We start from the raw sequence: 21,986 nt of genomic DNA on the forward strand, positions 1-21,986 counted from the left end.
TTATCAATCGGCATTTTGTGCCGATTTCTTTTGCCGCTTTTCAACCGCATACCTCACCAATGAAGCGCTGCGGAAAAAACCATGTGCAAACTTGCCGTAAGGCATGGTCAGGAACAGGGCCATGACCGCACCAAGGTGCAAGCAGAGCATCAAAGCCATTGCCGTCGTGTCACGGCCCAGCCACAAAGCCAGACCCGTGGCGCTGATCAGGAACAGCAAGGCAATGAAGCCAAGATCCATAGGCTTTTGTGCCGCGTCACCATGCAAGGGGTGACGACGATGGTGCAGGATCCAGAGTCCGGCCGTACCCAGTATCAGGGCCACACCGCCGACCGCGCCCAGCACCTTGGGCAGGCTGGGCAGATCGTAGGGTGCCTCCCATCCGAAGACATAGTGGTACACCGTGCCCAGACTGGTCGCAGCAAAACACAACATAAAGCCGTAGAACGTCAGATGATGAAAGCGCCTGCGCGACAAGGTGAATTTGTCGTCCTCGTTGTTGCAGCCCTGTCCATGCCCGCCGTCCAGGTATTTCAGTTGCAACACGGCACTGCCCGCTTCCAGCGCAGCCGATGTGCCGGCCGGAGCCCCGCTGGTTGCCGGCCCGATATCGCGCAGGAATCGACGTACGCCCATGCCCAGCGCCAGCACCGCAAACAGAAAGATCGGTGCAAACAGGCTTACCAGAAGATTGTGCGGGAAAACGTTATAGAAGTTGCCGGAAGTCGCACTGTTCCATAGTCCGCCGCCCATAGATACCGCGAGCGCCAGGAACAGGGCCAGCCCTGCCGCCAGGGCCAAAGCAACGGCCAGGCCGTTGCGCTCGTAGAGCTTGCCCAGGCTGGGGGGCCAGGCATAATCTTTGTAGGTCTGACCGCGCACCTCAGCCATGACCTGGGGCACATTGATCCCGAACTCGTGGGGAGGCGCATACTGACAGGCGTGCAAGCACGCGCCACAGTTATGACACAAATTGGCCAGATAGTGGATATCTGCCTTTTCAAACATAAGGCGTTGCGTCATTGCCGGGAACATGGCACAGAAGCCTTCGCAATACCTGCAGGCATTGCACACCTGCAACTGTCTCGCCGCCTCGGCCTCGGTCGCGGTCAGGGCAATTGCTCCACCGCCCAGATCCAGTGCGTCTTGGGTCAGGGATTCAAGCTGTTGCATGGTTTGCCTCTGTGCTGTTCGTTTTGTTTAAAGCCACCTTGGCTGCATTGGTGCCGGCAATCCGCCCGAATGCAGTCCCTATCGACATTCCTATTCCCGCGGTATAACCCTTGCCCAGCACATTGCCGGCCATCATTTCGCCCGCGACGAACAGGTTCTCGCTGGGTTGGCCCTGGAAACGCGCAGCGGCTGTTTCATCGGTCAGCAGGCCCTGGTAGGTAAAGGTGACCCCGGGGCGCAGCGCATAACCATAGTAGGGAGGCTTGTCTATCGGCAATGCCCAGTGTGTTTTGGCGGGCTCCAGCCCTTCGGTATGACAGTCATCCAGTTTGGTGTGATCGAAGGTACCAACCCGGCAGGCCTGGTTATAGCTGTTCAATGTGTGCATGAACACGTCAATGTCCAGACCGAGCTTGGCTGCCAGTTCAGGCAGGCTGTTGGCCGTCTCGCCAGGAAACACCGGCGGCATGAAACGTCCGACCGCCTTGCTGTCGATAATGGAATAGGCAATCTGGCCTGGCTGGCCTGCCAGCAAGCGCCCCCAGATGGCATAGCGCTTAGGCCAGAAATCTTCGCCTTCATCGTAAAAGCGCCGTGCCTCGCGGTTCACCACCACGCCCAGCGACACACAGTCGATACGGGTACAGATACCGCCGTCATACAGCGGCGCACGCGCATCAATCGCGACCATGTGTGCCTGAGTAGGATCACCGATCTTGTCGACGCCATGGTCCTCGAACAGGTGCTTGAGCAGCACGCCCTGGTTGTAGCGGGTGCCACGGATAAGAAAGTTGTCGACCGGCCATTCTCCGCGCTCATTCTGGGCCCAGGCTTCGCGCAGCCACTCGCGATTGGACTCGAAACCTCCGGCTGCCAGAACACAGCTGCGCGCTTCTATCCGCACGCCGCCGACGTAGGCCGCGACAAAGCGCCCATCCTTGATCTCGAGCCGATCGACCGGGGACTGATAGCGTATCTGCACGCCCAGATTTTCTGCGCTGCGGTAGTAAGCATTGACGAGGGCTTTTCCGCCCCCCATGAAGAAGGCATTGGTACGGGCAACATGCAGCGCACCCGACAGAGGCGGCTGAAAATGCACGCCGTGCTTGCGCATCCAGCCCCTACAGGTCGAAGACGCGCGAATCACCAGCCGTGCCAGCTTTTCATTGGTCTGGCCGCCGGTTACGGCAAGAAGATCACGCCAGTACTCTTCTTCGGGATAGGCATCGACCAGGACATCCTGGGGCGCATCGTGCATGCAACGCAAGTTACGGGTATGGCTGGAGTTTCCACCCCGCCACTCGCGCGGCGCGGCCTCAAGGAGCAGGACACTGGCGCCGGCTTCGCGTGCACACAAGGCGGCGCACAGGGCGGCATTACCACCACCAATTACAAGGACATCCAACATATAGGGGCTCGTATCGCAATATATATTGGCGATACTGTATGCTCATTTCTGTTGCCCCGCCATGATCTATTTCACTACAGGCATTCACAAACCATGAAGACTTTGTGGTTTTAGTTTGCCAGCGTAGCACCCGGCCAGCGACCGTCGGCCACCAGCGTACGCATGACATCCATCAGGACGACTCTTGCCGCCAAACCCGCGGGAGACAGTTGATCATCGGACAGGCTGGCAACCATATTGCGTCGCACCATCAGCTCGTGCATCAAAGGAATTCGCAGCAATTGCCTGTCGTTTGCCCGCACCACAGCTGCGCCCGGCTGTATGGTGGCTGCCAGGCCTGCGTGCACGATATCCATCAGGACAGACAGGCCGTCCACGTCTGCCACCACATTGGGCTCATGACCATAATGAAAGAACGCGGCATCAATAATCGCCCTCAGGCCGTGCGAGCCTGTGGGCAAAACCAGCGGCAGCTCAACAATATCCTGCAGCGTCAACGCGTCTGCTTCTGGCAAGGGGAAACGATCAGGCCGGAGCACGACAAATAACTGCTCGGTCAGTACAGGCAATAAAGTCCAGCCTTGCCGGCTGCCTGCGTGGAACAACACCGCCAGGTCAAGCTGGCGCCTGCCCAGCAACTGTGACAGGTTGCCCGACAGGCTTTCAACCAGATGCAGCCTGACGTCGGGATAGCGAGCTTGCATGGCCTGCATGAAAGGCACGCCCAATACAGAAGAGGTCGTGGGCGCCATGCCTATCGAAACCCGCCCTGCCAGGCGCGCCGCCTGGGCTGCTTGCACGGCGCTGGCAGCATGGCGCAGCACCAGTTCGGCTTCCTGGCGCAACGCCAGGCCGGCCGCCGTTGGCACAACCCCCGTAGAGGTGCGTTGCAGAAGCCGGGTGCTCAGCTCGCTTTCAAGGCGGCTGATTTGCTGGCTGAGCGCGGAGGTCACCACACCCAGATCACGGGCGGCCCGACCCATGCTGCCCACCTCGACGACCTTGACAAAGTAATGCAGCTGACGCAGTTCCATATCCGTGATAACTCAGCTAGTAAGGAAAATCATGATCATGTCCGGATTGTAGCCAGCCTGGTCCTTAAGCGTAACGGGGCCTGCGGCGCTACACTGCACGACCCGACTACCGCATGCCAACAGATGAAGAAATCCTCCAGAACCTCATCGGCCGTATCCTGCCCTTGCGGCAGTACAGAGACATACGAGGCCTGCTGCGCACGCTGGCATCACGGAGAACGCTATCTGCAGGCGCCGGATGCGGAAACCCTGATGCGATCACGATACAGTGCATTTGTGCTGGACGAGCTGGAGTATCTGTTGAAAACCTGGCATGCCAGCACTCGCCCGGCCAGTCTGGAAGCAAATCCGCCCGGCATGAAATGGCTGGGCCTGCAGGTGCGCAGCCATACCTTGCAGGATGCAACCCACGCTACCGTCGAGTTCGTGGCCAGGTCCCGGCTGGCCGGGGAAGCAACGCGCTTGCATGAAGTCAGTCATTTTGTCCGGGAAGACGGACAGTGGTTCTATCTGAACGGTGAATTTATCCAGAAATAAACAGGCGAAAGCACGCGCTTGCACAGCAGAAAATCTTTTGACTTTGCGCTCATAATGCATTATTTTAGTAGCCACAACTAGAATAAATAGCTTTTTTTCTCACTTTTTCCCTATAGCATCGATCAGATTCGGTCTTTTTTCATTAAGTATAGAATGCATTCTGCATTACTATTTAACCAGTAAACAAATTATTGGAGGAGACATGTCCATGTATTCCCTAAGCAAACTTGCAAGGCTGGGCGCAGTCCTGCTTCTGGCCGGCGGCGCGGTCGCAGGTGCCCACGCTGCATACCCCGAGAAACCTGTCAGCCTGATCGTGCCGGTTGCGCCGGGTGGTGGAACCGACTTCACCGCGCGCCTGCTGGCCGACGAGATGTCCAAAAAGCTGGGCCAGACCGTGGTGGTGGAAAATCAGCCCGGCGGAGCCGGCAATGTAGGGGTAACCCAGGCTACCAGGGCCAAGCCCGACGGCTACACGCTGGTCATGCCCATTACCTCTTTTCCGATCAATGCGACCTTGTACAAGAAGCTGCCCTTTGACACGCAGAAAGACCTGACCCCCGTTGCGCTGGCCGCAACCTTGCCGCTGATATTGGTTGTCAATCCTCAGTTGCCCGCGCAGACGCTGGATGAACTGATCACGCTGGCCAAACAGAAGCCAGGCACCATCAACTTTGCGAACTCGGGGGTTGGAACCACGGCACACCTGTCGGGCGAACTGTTCAAGCAAACGACCAATGCCGACATCGTCAGCGTTGCTTACAAAGGCGGTGGCCCAGCCGTGACTGACCTGCTGGGCGGCCATGTGGAAATGTACTTTTCCACACCCAGCGCCGTACTGCCACATATCGAGGCAGGCAAATTGCGTGCACTGGCAGTGACCAGCAAGAATCGCCTGGATGAGTTGCCTGACGTGCCAACTTTTGTCGAGTCAGGCTACCCTGACCTGCACATTACCGCATGGTTTGGAATATTTGCACCTGCCGGAACGCCCGACGCTGTTGTCAGCAAGCTCAACACCGTGGTGAACGAGGTACTGCAACAAGACAATGTGCGCCAGAAACTGGCCACCCATAGCTTTAATGCCGAAGGCAATATGACTCCGGATCAGCTCAAGGAATTTCTGGATATGGAAATCAACCGGTGGGGCGCCGTGATCAAAAGCCTGGATCTGAGCGTCGACTGATTGTTGAAGGCCATGCCTGCCCGATTGCAGGCATGGCCTGAAGGGTCACGAATCTTTTTTCACGTCGAGCAAGACATCCCAGCCCGACTCGATATGCTTGCGCATTGCCAGCATTGCAGCCGTTGAGTCACCTGCAGCGAACGCACTCAGGATCTCATCGTGCTCATCGACGGCATGCTTGCCACGCCCCGAAGCCGAGTTGATCAGATCAAAGGGATAGCGCGCCCAGAGTATCTGGACAAAGTGCAGGGTTTGGGGCAGCTGGGCAATATCGTAGAGTCGCCGGTGAAAGCGGTAATTGACGCCGCGAGCGGTAGCCCGGTCGCCTGAAGCAAATGCCTGCTCGAACTCGTTGGCCAGAGCACGCAAATCTTCTATGTCTTGTGTGGTGATCTTTTCAACGGCGCTACGCACCAGTTGCGACTCCAGTTGCAGGCGCAACTGAAGGATCTCGTTGGATGCTGACGCATCAAAGGGAACCACACGCGCCCCGCGATACGACCCGCCTTCGACGTAACCTTCGGCCTCGAGCAGTTTGAGTGCCTCGCGCACCGGCGTGATACTGAGTTGCAGCTGCTCTGCGATCTCTGCCTGTTTCAAGCGTGAGCCCCTTGGGTATACACCCGAAATAATGCGTTCGCGCAGATAGTCTGCTACTTGCTCTTCTTTTGTTCGGTAGTCCATAGGTTCAGCTTAATGTGTGCGTTCCAGACCGGAAAACCGATAAAAAGCTTCGGAGCCGGTTCCACTTATAGTTATTGACCCGTAGAATTTTACCTGTTATGCCTTCCCGCGTCGCTCGTTATCAGCCAAAACCTGGCGCGCATGGTCTACGACCGGCTTATCTATCATCTTTCCGTCCAGGGCAGTAGCACCGCCACCACTGGATTCGAAGGCCTGCAGCACCCGCCGGGCCCAGTCGACTTCCTCGGCTGTCGGCAAATAGGCATTGTTTACCGCAGCGGTCTGGCGTGGATGTATGCACAGCTTACCGCCAAAACCCAGGCTGCGTGAACGCAAGGCGTCAGCACGCATGCACTGCTCGTCTGTAAACTCGGTGCTGACCCCATCTATCGGAGCAGCCAGGCCGGCATACCGGGAAGCCAGCACAATCTGGGTCCGGACGGCCGTCAGGGCCTCGCCCTCGTCTGCGATACCGCTATCGACGGAAAAGTCGATGCTGCCAAAGGCAATACGCTTAAGACCTGTTACCGCACAAAGCTCTGACAGCTTCACATAGCCTGCAACAGTCTCAAGCAGGGCGATGAACTGATGGCCGGGCAGTGCATCAGAGGCGCGCGCAAGCGATATATCGTCAGCCTTGGCCAGCATGACGACCGCACTGGGAAACGCCTTCAGCATCTGAAGGTCGTCTTCGTGCCAGGGCGTGTCGACGGCATTAATGCGTACGGCCGCCTGGTTACCTGCTGCCAGCCATTCACGCACCATGGTTCTGGCCTGATCCTTGGATGCCGGCGCAACGGCGTCTTCCAGATCAAGAACGACCTGATGCGCGCCAGAAGCTACCGCCTTGTCGAAGCGATCCGGCCGGTCGCCGGGCACAAACAGCAAACTGCGTTCAGTACCGCTCATGCAGGGCTCACTCAAAAACCACGTCTTTGGAATTGGTGATTGTGCAGAAGCGCTGCAAGCCCTTCAGCGCATTATCGTGCTCTTCTGCCGTAATGCCGGCGCAGCAGTCTTCCAGCACCACAATTTCGTAGTCTCGGTCGTGGCCTTCACGCACCATAGCCTGTACTACCGCATTGGTGGAGATACCTGAACAATAGATACGGCGTATGCCTTTGGCCCGCAATATGGCTTCGAGGTTAGTCGCATAGAACGGGCTGACGCGGTGCTTCACGATATCGAAATCGCCGGGCTGCTTGCCCAGATCGGGGTGCACTTCAGTGCCCCACTCACCCAGCTTGAAGATGCCATTCTTGCGCGCCCCCGAGAATATCGGCGAATTTGGCGGGCATTCACGGTAGTCGGGCGAAAAGCCGACACGGACAAAGCCGATGTGCAGACCGGCGGCACGCGCCTTGCTGATCGCATCACGTGTGTTTTCGACGATCCGGCGGCCACGCACCTGTTCGCTGTACCCGGCCTTGCCATTGGGGCCGTCAGCATGGACCAGGTCATTCTCCATGTCGAGCACCAGGTAGATTGAAGTTGTTGCGTTATCGCCTTGCATAGAGAAGCCCTTTTCAAGTTAACTTTTAAAAATAATACCTTGGAATCAGAAAATGATTTCGCGCTGCTGAAGTTCAGCACGCTGAGCCGTGCTCAGCCCCAATAATTCGCCGAACACATAATCTTCGTCCTGACCCAGTGCAGGTGTGAGCCTGCGTATGCCGACATCGCCGGTTTTACTGTAATGAACGGGAGAACCCACAACCAGCCTGGGCGGGATGTTCTCTCCGCTGACTTCTACCGTTGCCTTGCGCTCGCGCAGGTGCGCATCGCCGGCAACATCTTCCATATTCCAGGAAACATGTGCGCTAACGCCGTTTGCCTGCAACTGCCCGGCAATGCTGTCGGCATCACGGGAGGCGAGCCACTGACCCAGGCAGGCATCGAGTTCTTCGCGATGCTGTCGACGGGCGGCTGCCGTGCTGAAGCGGACATCTGAATTATCCTGCCCCAATACCCGCAGCAATGCCAGCCATTCCTCGTCATCCCTGACTGCCAGAGTCAGCCAGCGGTCGTGCTTGTCGGTGGCATACACACCGTGCGGCGCCATGGCCAGGTCGCCGTTTCCGGTACGTTCCGGAATCTGGCCGAGGCTGGCCAGCAACAGGGCATCGCCTATCATGGCCGAAGCGACCTCACGTGCGGCCAGGTCCACATGCTGAGGCAAGCCTGTACGCCGTTTCTGGTGCAGTGCCGCCATCAGGGCAAGCGCCGCGTGTGTGCCTGCCGCATGGTCCATGACGTGACGCATTTCGACTGGCGGACCATCGCTGTAGCCGCTCATCCAGCCCAGCCCACCCCAGGCGCCGAATAGCGGTGCATAGCCGGCAAAGTGTGAATCCGGACCGTCCTGGCCGCAGGATGACAAGGAAAGCATCACCAGATCGGACTTGATCTCTTTCAGCGCATCAAAATCCAGACCCAGGCGTTTCATGACACCCGGACGGAAGCTCTCGGCGGCGACATCGGAAACACCGACCAGACGCTTCGCCAACGCAACGGCTTCGGGTTGCTTCAGGTTCAGCCGGATGGACAGCTTGTTGGCCGAAACCTGATCAAATGTGGCCGCCGACATCCGGCCGTAAACCGCATGCGGCTTGCGAAAGGCATCGGGCCTGGTCTGGCTCTCTATCTTGATGCACTCAGCCCCCAATTGTGACCATAAGTGCGTGCAGAAAGGTCCGGCGGCATGAATGGTGAAATCAGCAATCCGCACGCCTTTGAGCGGTGCAGCAACAGCCGTCTGGCTCATGATGATGCCTCCTGGGCCAGTTCATTGAGTTCAGGCACTTGTCCACCGCCCTGCAGCGGCGTACAGCGAAACTGAAACGGTGCTTTCAAAAACAGCGCACTTTGCCCACCTGCCAGCGTGCCGGCGGCAAAAAGCTGGCGCGCCCTTTCGTGCTCGCCCTGGACGACCTCGGCAGGCGGGCGGTACTTGCCAACAGGCACACCCAGTTGCTGAGCCTTGTCCACGATCTCGTCAGATGGGTGCTGTCGCATCCACCCACGAATTTTTTCATTGATTTCCGCACCGCGTTTGCTGCGCTCAAGCGGGTCAGAAAATTCCGGTTCCGTAGCCCACGCAGGAGCACCCAACAGTTGCACCAGCGATGCCCATTGCCGGTCTTCGAGCGTAAGCAGTTCTATATAGCCGTCTTGGGTTTCAAACACACCACCGTATTTGAAGCTGCGTTGCAGGCGATGTTCAAGCGACCCATCTCCCAGACGCTGCAGGGCAAACGCCCCCACTGCCAGAACGGCGTCCTGAACAGAGACATCCACATACTGGCCGCCCACCTGATCCACCACCCACCAGGCAGACAATGCGCCAAGGGCAGCCATACAGCCTGCCTGATAGCTGCCAAAGTTTCCGTATATTTTCAACGGCGGGCGATCGGGAAAGAGCTCGGTCGACAAGCCGTTAGGCAGCAAATAACCTTCACCGCCGGCATGCAGCAGGTTGATTTCCTCGCCATCCCAATCTGCCTTCGGGCCGGTGGCACCGAAGGGCAACACGCTGACATGTATCAACCTGTCGTTGATCTGCTTTACCACCTCCGGGTCCACGCCATGCGCGGCCCGGCTTTTTACAGGTGTATCGTCGATAAGAATATCGGCTTCCCGGAGTTCTTGCTGCAACAGCTCCTGGCCTTCCGCCGTATCGGTATCACACACAATACTGCGCTTCCCAACAGACAGGTAGGCGAACAACGCACTCTCGCCGGTTTCCTCGACGAAAGGCGCTGCCCGGCGCAGCCGGGACCCGCCTGATGGTTCCAGCATGATCACTGTCGCCCCCATGGCGGCCAGCAGCCGACCGGCATACGCCGAAGCCGCGGTGCGCGAACGCTCCAGAACCCGGCAACCCGAGAGGGGTTGTCCGGACACACCAGCTGAATCATTCAAATGCATAGGACTGTCTCACAGCTAATCCGGGAGTGATATCTCAACGAACGACTGGCAACTCGAGATCGATTGCCGAACCATCCAGGAATACGGAATGCTTCACATCACGCGAAGGCAATGCAACCGTAGCCAGACCCGGAGTGGTGACTTCACCACGCTGGTTGACTGCTGCCAGTTCGATATCGACCAGGCCGACGTTGTCTTTCACGTACTTGCGGATGACTTTGCCTTTGCAGTAGGTGGTATCGCCCATGATATTGAAACGGCGCATTTCGGTACGAACACGCTTGAGCACACCTGCATCACCCATCCAGTTGGTGACCAGCGAGCACATCCACGACGAACGCTGTGGACCGTAGTCGTAAGTGCCGGGCACACCGACCTCTTTGGCAACCGATTCACGGTGGTGGCCAATACCTGTGTATTCCACGCCGCCGCCCGCTTCAGGGTTGCGGAAGAAGTGGCCAGGGTGCTTGACGGCAGCCTGAAGCACGACACCGTGAGTATGGCCGCGACCGCAGCCCACCAGGAAGCCCATGGTGTCCATCAGCGACAGAGGGCCGCGTGCGATGGTTGGCAACTCTTCACCAACCTCGACTTCTTCCCAATAGCGCACCGAGGCGCCGCGAATATTCTTGGGCTCATTCAGGACCATCATGTCGATGTTGTCGCGCTCTTCATCGGTGTACTGGTGCTGTTCGATTTCCTTGTACTTGCCGGCGTCACGGGCGGCCTTGCGCTCGTGGCGTGTGCAAGTACCCAGCGCACGTGCGAGCAACTCGCCACGCTGGTTGAAATAGGACGCTTCGACATATTGCAGCACCAGGCGGCCGGAGAACTTGCTTTCTTTTTCCTCGACACCCACTACGCGCTCGATCGCGGTTACACGGTCACCGGGACGAACATGGCGGAACAATTCCCAGTCGTTACCGGCATAGAAGCCGTGTACGCCTGGCAGGCCCCAGCGGGTACGACCCAGCCAGCCGAATGCCATGGGAAACATGGGATGGCCGATCTGTGTGCCATAGCGCGTGCCCGAAGCGTAGCCGGTCTCACGGTACAGAGGGTTCAGGTCACCAATACCGTTACACCAGTTGCGCAGCGTATCGGCAGTTGCGTCTTGCAGGTAAGGGCCTTCCGGACGCAGTTGCAGGCCGATCATGGCGCGAGCGGCGGCAACGGCCTCGTCGGTGATGCGGCCTTCTGCGGGTGCGTTACCAACGGCCGATTGGATTTCTTCAACTTGAGCTGTAGTCACTTTACTTTCTCCTGGTCATTTCTTAAATCGATAATGCATAATGCATTTTTTTTAAAAGCGCGTCAAGGCGCTTTGAAGGTATCCAGCCAAAACTATGGTTTATCTGAGTTTGATACCGGCTTCTTTAATGATGTTTCCCCACTTTTCGCGCTCTTTCGCAACGAAATCAGTAAGCTCCACGTCATCCATGGAGAGTGGTTCAACTCCTATATCCTGCATTTTCTTTTGAACTTCAGACTGTTCGACAATCGCCTGGATATGCTTGCTCATGGCTTTGACGATTTCAGGCGGCGTCCCTTTGGGTGCAAATAATGCATCCCAGGCCACAATATTGAAGCCAGGCAGCCCCTGCTCGGCAACGGTTTTCACACCAGGCAGCATGCTGGTCTGACTGGGTGACGTGACCCCCAGCGGCGTTAACTTGCCGCCCGCAACCTGTGGACGGGTTGCCGTGACGGTATCGATAACCAGGGGAACACGGCCGCCGATGGCATCGGTCATGGACTGCGAAGACGATTTATAGCGTACCGAAAACAATGGCGCCTTGGCCGAGCGCACGAACTCGGAAAATACAACTTGTGCGGTCGTACTGGGCAGGCCGACCTCGAGGGCGTCAGGCCTGGCCTGAGCCTGCTTGATCAACTCCTGGATTCCGTTCTGCGGAAACTGGTCTGTCGAGGTGGAGATCACCATGGGCAAGAGGCCGATCATGGCCACTGGTGCAAAATCGCTTGCCGGGTTGAATTCCATGTTTTCATAAAGAAACTCGTTTGCTGCGTTCGTGGCATTCGTGCCTAGCAGAAAGGTGTACCCATCTGGTTGCGCCCTGGCTACCGAAGCTGTCCCTATATTGCCTCCGGCACCGGCCTTGTTTTCGACCACGATAGGCTGGCTTACACGCTTGCCCAGCTCATCCGCAATGACACGGGTCAGGATGTCGGCACCCTGGCCCGGTGCATACGGCACCACAATACGAATGGGCTTTTGAGGCCAGTCCTGCGCTGCGGCGGACAACGGCATACCCGCCACGGCCAGCACCACAGCACCCGTAGCCGCTCCCAGAACGCTACGACGAATAGCATTGATTTTCTGCTTCATGCTTGAATCCTTGAAAGATAGATGGTCACGCACACAGGGGCAGGCCAGCCCTTGGCCATTCCACGGCCAGAAGCTGCCCGTAACCCGATAAGGTGATGTAAGCCGTGCGCCGCTCAGGTCCACCGAAACAAATATTGGTGCAGTAGCCTTCAGGAGCCTCGTGGAATTCCAGCAACTCACCTTCCGGAGAGAAAACACTGATGCCACCCCGCACCAGAGTCGCCACGCAAATATTGCCGTTCTCTTCCACGGCAAGTGAATCAAAGCGTTGATAGCCCGGCAAGCCGTGAACCAGACGCCCGCCATTGGGAGACGGCCAGGGCTCGAGTGCCAGCTCGCCCGGCCCGAGCACAGGATAGGACCACAAGCGACTGGTCTCGGTTTCCGGCACATACAGCGTCTTGCCGTCCGGGGAAAGCCCTATGCCATTGGCGGTCAGAACATGCTTGGCCACACGACGGATCGAGCGCCCGTCCGCCGTGGCGTAGTACACCGCTCCACGCATAATGCGATCATCGAAAGTCTTGCCAAAATCGGTGAACCAGAAGCCGCCATGCTTATCGAAAACGATGTCGTTCGGGCCGTGCAAGGGCTCGCCATCGCATTCGGTGTAAAGCGTCTCGACCTTACCGGTGGCAATATCCACGCGTTGAATGGATCCGTGCTTGTAATCGTGAGCGGCACCGGTAGGCCGTGTAAAACCGTCGTCGGTACGCCAGCTGAAGCCACCGTTATTGCATACATAGCAGTGGCCATCCGGACCCAACGCCGCACCGTTGGGTCCGCCCCCGACTTTGGCCACAATCTGCTTTTCGCCGCTGTCCGTAACCCGTACAAGATTGCCCGAGGCAATCTCGGTTACCAGGACACTGCCATCGGGCAGCGCAACCGGACCTTCCGGAAACTGCAAGCCGCTGGCGATGATCCTGCCTTCCAACTTGAATGTCTTCATCATTTGCTCCTCAGGCGTGAACAGCCTCTTCGGTTTCCTGGCGCGCCCCCAGATAGGCATCTATGGCCTGCTGACGACCTTCACGACTGCGCATGGCCTGCGCATCCAGTTGGCCCACAATGTGACCATGACGCATGACCCAGGCATGATCGGCCAGCTTGGCCGCAACGTGAAAGCTTTGTTCGACCAGCAGGGCCGTCAGGCCCTGTTCTTTCTGAATGGCACCCAATCTTTCATAGACCCGCGCAACCAGCAAGGGCGCCAGACCCAGTGAGGGTTCATCGAGCAACAGCAGGCGCGGACCCGACATCAATGCCCGCCCGATGGCAAGCATCTGCTGCTCGCCGCCACTGAGCAGACCCGCTGGAGACTTCAGCCGGTTGACAATCTCCGGGAAGAATTCCAGGACCATCTGTTGACGCTGCGAGCGGGTATTCTTGTCTACAAAATAAGAGCCCAGCACCAGGTTTTCGGCAACCGTCAGGTCGGTAACGATTGCACGCCCTTCCGGCACGTAAACGATACCCCGCTGGAAACGTTGCCCCGCATTCAGACCGCTTATATCGTTACCGTCGAAAACGATCTTGCCCTGGGCCGGCTCCAGGCCGGCAATTGCCCGCATGGTGCTGGACTTGCCTGCACCGTTGGCACCCAGCATGGCGGCTACAGCAGATTCGTGCATGCTCAGGGATATGCCGTGCACCACAGGCCCGGCACCATAGCGAATCACCAGATCCGAAACTTCGAGCAGTTTGCGACCGCCTTCACTCATCTTCATCCCCCAAATAGACCCGAACCACATCGGGATTGTCCCGAACCTGATCGGGGCTGCCCGACGCCAGGAGCTTGCCAACGTTCAACACATAGATCCGGTCGCATACATCCATGATCAGATCCATGTCATGCTCGACCACGACCAGCACAAGGTCGGGGGAACGCAACGACTTAAGTGCCAGCGCCAGGCTTCTGGTCTCGACCGAGTTCAATCCCGCTGCCGGCTCGTCCAGCAACAGCACCTTGGGTTCTCCGACGATGGCGCGTGCAATCTCGGCCAGCCGCAGCAAGCCTGGCGGCAACTCCGAAGGCATAAGGTCTGCCACGTGGGCTATACCCAGACGTTCAAGTGCTTCTTGCGCACGTTGCCGGTTATGCTGGCGCTCGGCGCGCCCACCGGCCAAAGGCAGGAAAGCACTCAGCCATCCAGTGCGCGACAAACGGTCAAGCCCTATCATCACGTTTTCGGCCACGGTCAGCTCGGGGCACAAGGCAACGTGCTGGAAGCTGCGGGAAAAGCCCAAAGCGGCGCGCTGGGTCGGAGGTACTTTCTCGAGTCGCTCCTCACCCATTCTGATGCTGCCCTTCTGGGGTGAATAAATCCCCGTCAGGCAATTGAAGAAACTGGTCTTGCCTGCTCCGTTGGGACCGATCAATCCGGTAATGTCGCCTGCGTTCAGGCTCATGCTGATATCGGTCAGCACCTTGACCCCGCCAAAGGACAGCGACAGGTTATCGACCAGCAAAGAGTCCACTTTTGTCATGACGGCTGTACTCATGATCGGCTCCCATCCAGACGTGCGCGCAAGTGCGCCGGCAAAGCGTTAAATCCCTGAACAACGGATAGCAAGGCCGCACCGTAAAGTATGGGCACCCAGTCGCCCGCACCGGCAAGCAGCAAAGGCACCAGGGTAAGGAACAAGCCACCAATGACGCTGCCAACCAGAGTCAGTGAATACAGGCTGACAACCGACCCCACCAGCAGGAAAATGGAAGTCCACAGCGTAAAGCTGTTGGGCGATACCGTGGATGAGCTGAACGACAGCAGTGCACCGGCGATGGCAGCGATCCCTCCGCTCAGGGCCATGCACGACAGACGAGCCCAGCTCCTTCTGATGCCAAATGATTCGGCCGCATGTGCCGAGGTGCGAATCAGCAGCAAGGCCATGGCCTGGCGCGAAGAGCGGAAGTGGCGCAGCAGCAAGACCACCGCAATCAGCCCGGCCAGCGGCAGGTAATAGCGCTGAAGGTCCTTGGACACGCCGGCAATTGCATCCAGGCCTACATACAGACCGCCATAGCCGCCTGTGATTTCCGAGAAATGCAACAGCACTTCAGGCAAGGCCAACGCAAGCGCCATCGTGGCCACTGCAAGATAAATTCCCGACAAATGTCTCGACGGGAATGCAAAGATGGCACCGAGCACAGCGCCCACCACAGCGGCAACAGGCAGACCGACCAGCACCGACAGGCCCAGATACTTTTCGACCAGCGCAACCGTATACGCGCCGGACGCGGCAAACACACCGTGACCGATAGACACTTCCCCCCCGTAACGCACAAGGAAGCTGACGGAAAGAATGGCGATGGCATTGGCAAAGCACAGACCAAGGGTAAAGGTCCAGTAACCACCGGCCATCATGGGCAGCACAAGCAGAATGACCAGCACAGCCACGGTGAACGCGCTGGACAGCAGACTGCGCTTCGGCTTGTCCTGCAGTTCAGACGCATCCGAAGCGTCCGGGGCCTGGTTGGCCGATAAACTTAAATTAGACACGAGCACCTCCGCGTATGGACAGCACACCTTGCGGGAAGGCATTCAGCACCAGCAAGATAATAAGCAGCATGTAGGTGTTGCTGAACTCGGCCGCGATGTAGAACGACAGCAGGTTCATGACGACACCGATGAAGATTCCACCCACGACCGCTCCGGGCAGGCTATTGAAGCCACCAACCACGGCAGCACCAAACGCCTGCAGCATGAAAGACGCCACGCTGGTTGAAGAAAGAAAGGTGGTGGGCACGATCAACAGCGATGCAATCAGGCCCAGCAAGCCGGCCACAATAAAGGAAAACATATGAGTGCGCCGCAGGTTCAGGCCGCACACCCGGCTGGCAAACGGATTGGCCGACACCGCCCGGAAGGCAATGCCAAGGCGGGTGCGCTCAATCAGCAGGTACAGGCCGCCAATAGCCAGCGCGGTTACACACAGCACCGCCAGATCGTAGGACGACACACGTATGGGGCCGAGCTCGACCATCCACCTTGGCAAAGGCAGATCCAGTGACACCACGTTTGACCCGAACAGCAATTGCGTGACGCCTTGCGCGATCAGGCCAACACCCAGCGTGGCAATCGTACTGGTCAGATCGGACTTGAACACCAGCGGTGCGATCAGAAGGTAAGTGACCGCCATGACCAGCACCATGATGGCCAGGGATATGACGACCGCCGCCCCCCAGGACAAATTGGCGAAGGTACCGGCCGTGAATCCGAAGACCAGAAACGCCGCCAGGCCAGCAAGATTACCGTGGGCAAAGTTCACAACGTTAGAGCTTTTATAGATAAGCACAAGCCCAACCGCGCCCATCGCATACAGACACCCGCTTATGGTGCCCGCCCAGATCAATCCAATGATGTCAGCCATTTGAGTGCATCCCTTCAGGTTGAAGCTTTTGCCGGACCAATGCCTTGATCAATGACTTCGATGACGGCCGGAAAATAGCGTCCGCTCCATCCTTCGCTGGCCGTAGCCGTGTAGTAGCGCTGGGCCAGCTCGGTGACGTGTGCCGTCAGGCCCGATTGTGAGGCCAGCTCCAGCACATAGCTGATGTCCTTGAGCACGTACTCAGGCGGAAAGGCCTTGTCCGGGAACGTCCTGGGCAGCATCGCCTTGCGTCCGTGATTGCGCAGCACAAAGCTGTCGCCCGATCCCTTGGAAACAGCATCCAGCAATACTTCCGGCTCGACACCGGCACGCTTGCCCAACACCATCATCTCGGCAAGCGCCACGGTGTTCTCGAACACCAATGCGTTGTTGATCAGCTTGACGACCTGGCCACAGCCTACGTCACCACAATGCGTGACATCTGAAGCGATGTAATCGAGCATGGGCTTGACGCGTGCATACACATCGGAGGAAGCTCCGACCATTATGCTCAGCTCGCCGCGCTGTGCCGCTTCACGAGTGCGGGCGACCGGGGCGTCGGCAAACTCCACACCCAGGTCCGCGAGCTTGGCCGCGACCGCACGCGCTGAGGCAACGGTGGTGGTGCTCAGGTCCACGATGGTTGCCGGGCGCCGTGCGGACTCAGTCAATCCGCCGGCACCCAGACATACCTGCTCGACCTGCGGCCCACCGGGCAACGATAGGAAAACGTAATCCGCTTCTGCGGCCACATCGGCTACCGTTTCAACGCGGCGCGCCTTGGTGCCTTCCAGAATCTGGAAGGCTTCGGAATTCATGTCGTAGGCAACGACGTCACCGCCGTGCTTCAGGGCCATGTTGCGGCACATTACACCGCCCATGACACCCAGCCCGATGAATCCAATCACAATCGGTTTTTGTCCTGTCATAGTGTTGCTCCTGATTTAGTCCATCCACATGCCGCCACTGATATCCAGCGACGTGCCGGTAATCCAGTTGGAAGCAGGAGAGCAAAGAAACAGCGCAGCCTGTGCAATGTCTTCAGCATTGCCATAACGGCCGAGGGGTACGGTGGCGTTGGCGGCGGGCGCACCTTCTTTCGTGATACTTGCCCACATCGCGGTTTCGACCGGTCCGGGAGCCAGCGTGTTGGCATATACGCCATGCGGCGCACCTGCCTTGGCCATCCAGCGCACCATGCCGTGCACAGCCGATTTCGCGGCCACATAGGCCGGACCGGAAGCCACACCACCGTTCTTCGCTGCAATGGATCCAGCAGCCAGAATCTTGCCGAAACCCTGCTTGCACATGATGGGGAACAGCTTGCGCGTGGGATTGACGACACCACGAACATTCACCGCCATGATGGAGTCCCATTCTTCGTCTGTACTGTCTTCCAGCGAGCTGCGGGCAATAATGCCGGCACACAGAACGAGAATATCGACCCGGCCGTGTTCAGCAATCACGGCATCAAGCAGAGTGTCGGTTTGCTCGCGCGACGTCACATCGTACTGGCGATATTCAACGCCCTCGCCTATGCTGGCTGATTCTGCAATGTCGGTTGCAATAACCGTTGCGCCGGCTTGTCTGAAAGCATTGGAGATCGCCCGCCCCATGGCCCCTGCTCCACCAGTGATCACCGCCACCTGGCCATTAAGATTTGCCGGCCCACTCATATGCTGTGTCATTTTCTATCCGCTCCTGTCTACGTCTACTAAGTTTTCACTGAAATAAATTATCGAAATGTGGCGGTTGCCGACATGGCAAGCTCGCCGTCTGGCCCACGCGCCCACAGCGCCAGCGAACCGTCGTCCTGTGTACGTCCTTCGATCCTGAAAGACCGGCTCACGAACAAGGGGCTGACGCCGCGAAACTCGAAGCAATCCAGCGACTTGCCTGCACCCTGTTCAAGCGCCAACTGCTGCAGAAGCGTTGCCGTGAGTGGTCCGTGCACGACCAGGTCGGGATAACCCTCTTCGTTGCGGGCATAGTTCTGGTCGTAATGAATGCGATGACCATTGAAGGTCAGGGCCGAATAACGGAACAGCAACGTGGTGTCGGGCTGCACCTCGCGGCCCCACTCGGCCTGTGCGTCGTAACGCTCGGCTGTGGGCGCCGGCGTGGCGTTCGGCGGCGTAGCCTCGCGATAGACAATGTCCTGTTCTTCGACAATGCACGGCTTGCCATTCACACCGGTCGTGTGTTCGACCGTTACGAACCACAACGAACCGCGTTTGCCCACTTTGTTTACCACCTTGGCAATGCGACTGCGCCGGATAGCTTCGTCACCCACATGTATATCGGCGAGATACTGCAGGCGACTGCCCGCCCACATTCTGCGAGGCAGCTCGATAGGCGGCAGGAAGCCGCCGCGCTTGGGATGACCATCAACACCCAGACCGCTGCGGCGTACCGCAGGATTGAAGAACAGCCACTGCCAGCCGGGCGGCAGGGCATCACCTTCTTCAAGGCCGGCCGGCGTATCCAGCGTCGCCGCCATGGCCTGAGCAACCGACGCATGGATACGTTCAGCCCTCTCTTCTTCCCTACCTACCCATGCATCGTATTCGTTGCTCATGACTACCTCTTGTTAACCTACTTTTGCGTTGAAAACATCGGCCGGGAAAGGTTTGAAATCGCGCACCAGCTCAAACTTGCCGCCCTCCTTGGCCTGAATAATCCCTTCCTGGCGAGCGCCGCGGTGATCACCCTTCTCAAAACTCACACCACGCGCACCACCAACCGTCACATTCCGGAGGGTCTCCATAACATCGACCAGCGAAGCTCTGGTTAGCGGTTTGCCGCTATCCAGCAGAGCCTTGAAACCGGTCAGGAATAGCGATGCGTTACTCCAGCCATTCAGGCCAAATACACCGATAGGATCGCCCGGATAGTGTTTGGCCACGCTTTCACGGTAAGCCTTGATGCCCGGATCATCGGCCGTAACGGGCAGCAACCAGGAGGAGAAATAGGTGCCATCCAGCAAGGGACCTGCGAGCTTGTAAGTGGTTGGGTCAGCCGTGAAGAACGGCGCCATCCAGTTGGCCTTGAAGCCCAGCCTGTCGGCAGCCTTAAGCGCAGCCGCCAGGTTGGCATTGGAGCCGAACAGAATCACGGACTCGGCCTTGGCATTGGCGATACGGCGCAGATGCGGGGTGAAATCGGTATTGCGTACCTCGAAAGGAATCGATTCAGCGGCTTCCTTGCCCAGCGTTTTCATATGCATGTCAAAGCCACGCTTGGCCGATCGTCCCAGCTCATCGTTTTCCCACAACAGGGCAACGCGCTCGTTCTTCAGATCATTGATGGCGAAATCGAGGTTCGATGCTGCCGACCAACCGTAGTCGGGCAAGAGCGGAAACACCAGGCGCTCGGAGAATAATGCGGTCGCTCCGCCGATGGGCCCTATCATTGGCAGGCCCACTTCCTTGGCGTAAGGAATTACGGCAACCGACTGAGCCGTACCTACTGGCGCCGCCAGCGCAAAAATCTTGTCCTCTCCGACCAGGCGCCGTGTAACGGCCACGCTGCGTGCAGGCTCATAGCCGTCATCGTAGGTAACGAACTTGATCTTCCAGCCGTCCAGCGCGTTGGTTTCGTTCGCCCACTTGAAGCATGCATCCGCCGCGTGCGTAAGAATCGCATAGAACGGAACCGGGCCGGTAATAGGCGTGAAGGCACCGATAGTCACGGTCTTGCTGGCCATGTCAATACCCGGCGCACTATCTGCGGCCCGCACTATTCCGGGTAGGGAAAATGTCGCTGCAGCAGCAGTGCAGCCTGTAAGAAATGTCCGTCTTTGCACGATGTGCCTCCTGGTTGTAAGAATGGGAAGAGGACTCTTTGGCCCTTAATAATGCATTATATATTTTTCAGTTTGCCAAATAATTCGGGATTTCCCCAGTGCCAGCTAGATTTTTATATAGGCTGATAGTTTCTTTAATAAAAGAATATATAATGCATTATCGATTAGATCAATTGGAGTCTACTACCATGCAACATCCCCGTCCATTAAACGGCCGTCGCGTCATCGAGCTGGGCACCATGCTGGCAGCCCCTTTTGCTTCCCATATCCTGTCGCAACTTGGCGCAGAGGTCATCAAGGTCGAGCCGCCTCGCGGAGACCCTACCCGCAGCCTGGTGCGTGGTGGCCCCAGCGGCACCTTCATTGCCTACAGCCACGGCAAGAAAAGCGTCTGCATCGATCTGTCCAAGCCAGAAGGGCGCACCGCATTCCAAAAACTGCTTGCCACCGCTGACGTGCTGGTACACAACCTGGCACCCAAGGCTGCACGCAAGCTGGGCGTTACGCCCGAAATCTGCAAAGAGATCAACCCGGATCTGATTTATTGTCATATTCGCGGCTATGCCGAAGGCCCTCAAGAAAACGATCTGGCATCCAATCCTGTGGCAGAAGCCTCAAGTGGTGTCATGGAAGGCAACCGCACCAACGGTCGTCCCAGCCGCCTGGGGCCGTCCTATCACGACCAGTTCGCCGGGGCCTATGCCGTCATCGGCGTGCTCTCTTCGTTGCTGCAGAAAAACGCCGGCAACGAAGTGTCTCCCGTCGAAGTCGGCCTTTATGAAATCGGCCTGCATGTTGCTGCACGAGACCTGGTGGGCGTGCAACTGAAGACCCAGCTGCTGGGTAAACCGGAAAGAGAACCTCACGGCGAGTTCAGCATGCCTGGTTATGGCGCCTACCAGACCAGCGACGAACGCTGGATCTACCTTTTGATGCTCACTGACGCCCACTGGCTCAAATTCTGCACGGCCATGAGCCTGCCTCAAGCCAACGACGAACACCTGGCGACCTTGCGCAACCGCAAGAAGGCACGCGAACAGGTGGAAGATATCGTCAAGCAGGCCGTCGCCGCCTGTTCCTACGATGAGGTGGTTGCCAAGCTAAGTGCGGCCGGCGTGGGCTTCACCGAAGTGCTGCCGCTCGAGCGTGTGCTTGAACCCGAGCAGGCCCGTCAACCCGGTAAACTGCGCGACGTAGGGCTGCGCGGCCTGGAATTCGAAGTTCCCGAGTTCCCATGCGTAACAAAGAATACGGCCGCCATTGAGACGCTTTCGCCGCCCGAGCTTGGCGAGCACACGCTGGAAGTACTTGAGTCAGCAGGATTGTCCGCCGAAGAGTGCCAGGCCATGCTGGAAGCTGACGCAGTAGTCGCTGCCCAGCCAGACAGCTTCCCGTGGGCACCGGTGCGGGAAAAGGCAAAAGCAGACGCTTAACCCCCGGATTGCGGTTTCCAGACACAGGGCGCTTGAACCGCCCTGTGTTCGTATGATAAATTACTACACACGTTA

At 58.0% G+C, this 21,986-nt stretch carries 22 protein-coding genes; 3 read left to right on the plus strand and 19 right to left on the minus strand.

All coding sequences use genetic code 11. From position 1 onward, the window contains the following. Positions 1-3: 3 nt before the first annotated feature. The 3 genes from tcuB to LKR43_RS12610 all read right to left on the minus strand — a co-directional run bounded on the left by tcuB (position 4) and on the right by LKR43_RS12610 (position 3,615). On the minus strand, positions 4-1,173 hold the full coding sequence (tcuB, locus tag LKR43_RS12600; RefSeq protein WP_227684418.1) for a tricarballylate utilization 4Fe-4S protein TcuB: 1,170 nt from the start codon (positions 1,171-1,173) through the stop codon (positions 4-6). Next, entirely contained in the window at positions 1,160-2,581 is a 1,422-nt protein-coding gene (gene tcuA, locus LKR43_RS12605; RefSeq protein ID WP_227684419.1) for an FAD-dependent tricarballylate dehydrogenase TcuA, read from the minus strand. The genes tcuB and tcuA overlap by 14 nt, the downstream gene beginning before the upstream one ends. A 110-nt stretch (positions 2,582-2,691) precedes the next feature. After that, on the minus strand, positions 2,692-3,615 hold the full coding sequence (locus tag LKR43_RS12610) for a LysR family transcriptional regulator (protein WP_227684420.1): 924 nt from the start codon (positions 3,613-3,615) through the stop codon (positions 2,692-2,694). 123 nt (positions 3,616-3,738) lie between these two features. On the opposite strand from LKR43_RS12610, the gene LKR43_RS12615 reads away from it, so the two are divergent. Next, entirely contained in the window at positions 3,739-4,152 is a 414-nt protein-coding gene (locus LKR43_RS12615) for a YchJ family protein (RefSeq protein ID WP_227684421.1), read from the plus strand. Between the two features lie 208 nt (positions 4,153-4,360). Continuing rightward, positions 4,361-5,338, plus strand: a complete 978-nt coding sequence (locus tag LKR43_RS12620; RefSeq protein WP_227684422.1) for a tripartite tricarboxylate transporter substrate binding protein — start codon at positions 4,361-4,363, stop codon at positions 5,336-5,338. A 45-nt stretch (positions 5,339-5,383) separates the two neighbouring features. Here LKR43_RS12620 and LKR43_RS12625 read toward each other — a convergent pair whose 3' ends face one another. The 16 genes from LKR43_RS12625 to LKR43_RS12700 form a co-directional block, all read right to left on the minus strand. Next, a complete protein-coding gene (locus LKR43_RS12625; RefSeq protein ID WP_227684423.1) occupies positions 5,384-6,022 on the minus strand; it encodes a GntR family transcriptional regulator in 639 nt (212 codons plus the stop codon). A 96-nt stretch (positions 6,023-6,118) separates the two neighbouring features. Next, positions 6,119-6,931: a CoA ester lyase gene (locus LKR43_RS12630; RefSeq protein ID WP_227684424.1), complete on the minus strand. Its 813-nt coding sequence runs from the start codon at positions 6,929-6,931 to the stop codon at positions 6,119-6,121. A gap of 7 nt (positions 6,932-6,938) precedes the next feature. After that, a complete protein-coding gene (locus LKR43_RS12635; protein WP_227684425.1) occupies positions 6,939-7,535 on the minus strand; it encodes a cysteine hydrolase family protein in 597 nt (198 codons plus the stop codon). A 45-nt stretch (positions 7,536-7,580) separates the two neighbouring features. Continuing rightward, positions 7,581-8,786, minus strand: a complete 1,206-nt coding sequence (locus LKR43_RS12640; protein ID WP_227684426.1) for a CaiB/BaiF CoA-transferase family protein — start codon at positions 8,784-8,786, stop codon at positions 7,581-7,583. Further along, positions 8,783-9,925, minus strand: coding sequence for a CoA transferase (locus LKR43_RS12645; RefSeq protein WP_227684427.1), 1,143 nt, complete (start codon positions 9,923-9,925; stop codon positions 8,783-8,785). The genes LKR43_RS12640 and LKR43_RS12645 overlap by 4 nt, the downstream gene beginning before the upstream one ends. Before the next feature lie 58 nt (positions 9,926-9,983). Further along, positions 9,984-11,201: a MaoC family dehydratase N-terminal domain-containing protein gene (locus tag LKR43_RS12650; protein ID WP_227684428.1), complete on the minus strand. Its 1,218-nt coding sequence runs from the start codon at positions 11,199-11,201 to the stop codon at positions 9,984-9,986. Positions 11,202-11,300: 99 nt separating this feature from the next. Further along, entirely contained in the window at positions 11,301-12,299 is a 999-nt protein-coding gene (locus tag LKR43_RS12655) for a tripartite tricarboxylate transporter substrate binding protein (protein WP_227684429.1), read from the minus strand. 25 nt (positions 12,300-12,324) lie between these two features. Further along, positions 12,325-13,251 (minus strand): SMP-30/gluconolactonase/LRE family protein, encoded by a 927-nt coding sequence (locus LKR43_RS12660; protein ID WP_227684430.1) that lies wholly within the window; start codon positions 13,249-13,251, stop codon positions 12,325-12,327. Positions 13,252-13,261: 10 nt separating this feature from the next. Beyond that, the gene (locus LKR43_RS12665) at positions 13,262-14,023 is read right to left on the minus strand and encodes an ABC transporter ATP-binding protein (RefSeq protein WP_227684431.1); all 762 of its coding nucleotides are present in this window, start codon (positions 14,021-14,023) and stop codon (positions 13,262-13,264) included. Next, positions 14,016-14,804 (minus strand): ABC transporter ATP-binding protein, encoded by a 789-nt coding sequence (locus tag LKR43_RS12670; protein WP_227684432.1) that lies wholly within the window; start codon positions 14,802-14,804, stop codon positions 14,016-14,018. Before LKR43_RS12670 ends, LKR43_RS12665 begins: the two co-directional genes overlap by 8 nt. Further along, the gene (locus LKR43_RS12675; RefSeq protein ID WP_227684433.1) at positions 14,801-15,802 is read right to left on the minus strand and encodes a branched-chain amino acid ABC transporter permease; all 1,002 of its coding nucleotides are present in this window, start codon (positions 15,800-15,802) and stop codon (positions 14,801-14,803) included. Before LKR43_RS12675 ends, LKR43_RS12670 begins: the two co-directional genes overlap by 4 nt. Continuing rightward, positions 15,795-16,673, minus strand: coding sequence for a branched-chain amino acid ABC transporter permease (locus tag LKR43_RS12680; RefSeq protein WP_227684434.1), 879 nt, complete (start codon positions 16,671-16,673; stop codon positions 15,795-15,797). The genes LKR43_RS12675 and LKR43_RS12680 overlap by 8 nt, the downstream gene beginning before the upstream one ends. 14 nt (positions 16,674-16,687) lie before the next feature. After that, on the minus strand, positions 16,688-17,602 hold the full coding sequence (locus LKR43_RS12685; RefSeq protein ID WP_227684435.1) for an NAD(P)-dependent oxidoreductase: 915 nt from the start codon (positions 17,600-17,602) through the stop codon (positions 16,688-16,690). 15 nt (positions 17,603-17,617) lie between these two features. Next, positions 17,618-18,361, minus strand: a complete 744-nt coding sequence (locus LKR43_RS12690) for an SDR family NAD(P)-dependent oxidoreductase (protein WP_227684436.1) — start codon at positions 18,359-18,361, stop codon at positions 17,618-17,620. Between the two features lie 47 nt (positions 18,362-18,408). Next, positions 18,409-19,251: a MaoC family dehydratase N-terminal domain-containing protein gene (locus LKR43_RS12695; protein ID WP_227684437.1), complete on the minus strand. Its 843-nt coding sequence runs from the start codon at positions 19,249-19,251 to the stop codon at positions 18,409-18,411. A gap of 12 nt (positions 19,252-19,263) precedes the next feature. After that, positions 19,264-20,379 (minus strand): ABC transporter substrate-binding protein, encoded by a 1,116-nt coding sequence (locus LKR43_RS12700; RefSeq protein WP_227684438.1) that lies wholly within the window; start codon positions 20,377-20,379, stop codon positions 19,264-19,266. Positions 20,380-20,666: 287 nt separating this feature from the next. On the opposite strand from LKR43_RS12700, the gene LKR43_RS12705 reads away from it, so the two are divergent. Continuing rightward, positions 20,667-21,911, plus strand: coding sequence for a CaiB/BaiF CoA-transferase family protein (locus tag LKR43_RS12705; RefSeq protein ID WP_227684439.1), 1,245 nt, complete (start codon positions 20,667-20,669; stop codon positions 21,909-21,911). The last annotated feature ends 75 nt before the right edge of the window (positions 21,912-21,986 follow it).

This window comes from Pusillimonas sp. MFBS29 (assembly GCF_020687695.1).
Taxonomy (GTDB): domain Bacteria; phylum Pseudomonadota; class Gammaproteobacteria; order Burkholderiales; family Burkholderiaceae_B; genus Pusillimonas_C.

Coding starts and splice junctions, on each gene's coding strand:
- tcuB (WP_227684418.1), bottom strand. CDS start 1,173: ATGCAACAGCTTGAATCCCTGACCCAAGACGCACTGGATCTGGGCGGT.
- tcuA (WP_227684419.1), bottom strand. CDS start 2,581: ATGTTGGATGTCCTTGTAATTGGTGGTGGTAATGCCGCCCTGTGCGCC.
- LKR43_RS12610 (WP_227684420.1), bottom strand. CDS start 3,615: ATGGAACTGCGTCAGCTGCATTACTTTGTCAAGGTCGTCGAGGTGGGC.
- LKR43_RS12615 (WP_227684421.1), top strand. CDS start 3,739: ATGAAGAAATCCTCCAGAACCTCATCGGCCGTATCCTGCCCTTGCGGC.
- LKR43_RS12620 (WP_227684422.1), top strand. CDS start 4,361: ATGTATTCCCTAAGCAAACTTGCAAGGCTGGGCGCAGTCCTGCTTCTG.
- LKR43_RS12625 (WP_227684423.1), bottom strand. CDS start 6,022: ATGGACTACCGAACAAAAGAAGAGCAAGTAGCAGACTATCTGCGCGAA.
- LKR43_RS12630 (WP_227684424.1), bottom strand. CDS start 6,931: ATGAGCGGTACTGAACGCAGTTTGCTGTTTGTGCCCGGCGACCGGCCG.
- LKR43_RS12635 (WP_227684425.1), bottom strand. CDS start 7,535: ATGCAAGGCGATAACGCAACAACTTCAATCTACCTGGTGCTCGACATG.
- LKR43_RS12640 (WP_227684426.1), bottom strand. CDS start 8,786: ATGAGCCAGACGGCTGTTGCTGCACCGCTCAAAGGCGTGCGGATTGCT.
- LKR43_RS12655 (WP_227684429.1), bottom strand. CDS start 12,299: ATGAAGCAGAAAATCAATGCTATTCGTCGTAGCGTTCTGGGAGCGGCT.
- LKR43_RS12660 (WP_227684430.1), bottom strand. CDS start 13,251: ATGAAGACATTCAAGTTGGAAGGCAGGATCATCGCCAGCGGCTTGCAG.
- LKR43_RS12665 (WP_227684431.1), bottom strand. CDS start 14,023: ATGAGTGAAGGCGGTCGCAAACTGCTCGAAGTTTCGGATCTGGTGATT.
- LKR43_RS12670 (WP_227684432.1), bottom strand. CDS start 14,804: ATGAGTACAGCCGTCATGACAAAAGTGGACTCTTTGCTGGTCGATAAC.
- LKR43_RS12680 (WP_227684434.1), bottom strand. CDS start 16,673: ATGGCTGACATCATTGGATTGATCTGGGCGGGCACCATAAGCGGGTGT.
- LKR43_RS12685 (WP_227684435.1), bottom strand. CDS start 17,602: ATGACAGGACAAAAACCGATTGTGATTGGATTCATCGGGCTGGGTGTC.
- LKR43_RS12690 (WP_227684436.1), bottom strand. CDS start 18,361: ATGACACAGCATATGAGTGGGCCGGCAAATCTTAATGGCCAGGTGGCG.
- LKR43_RS12695 (WP_227684437.1), bottom strand. CDS start 19,251: ATGAGCAACGAATACGATGCATGGGTAGGTAGGGAAGAAGAGAGGGCT.
- LKR43_RS12700 (WP_227684438.1), bottom strand. CDS start 20,379: ATGGCCAGCAAGACCGTGACTATCGGTGCCTTCACGCCTATTACCGGC.
- LKR43_RS12705 (WP_227684439.1), top strand. CDS start 20,667: ATGCAACATCCCCGTCCATTAAACGGCCGTCGCGTCATCGAGCTGGGC.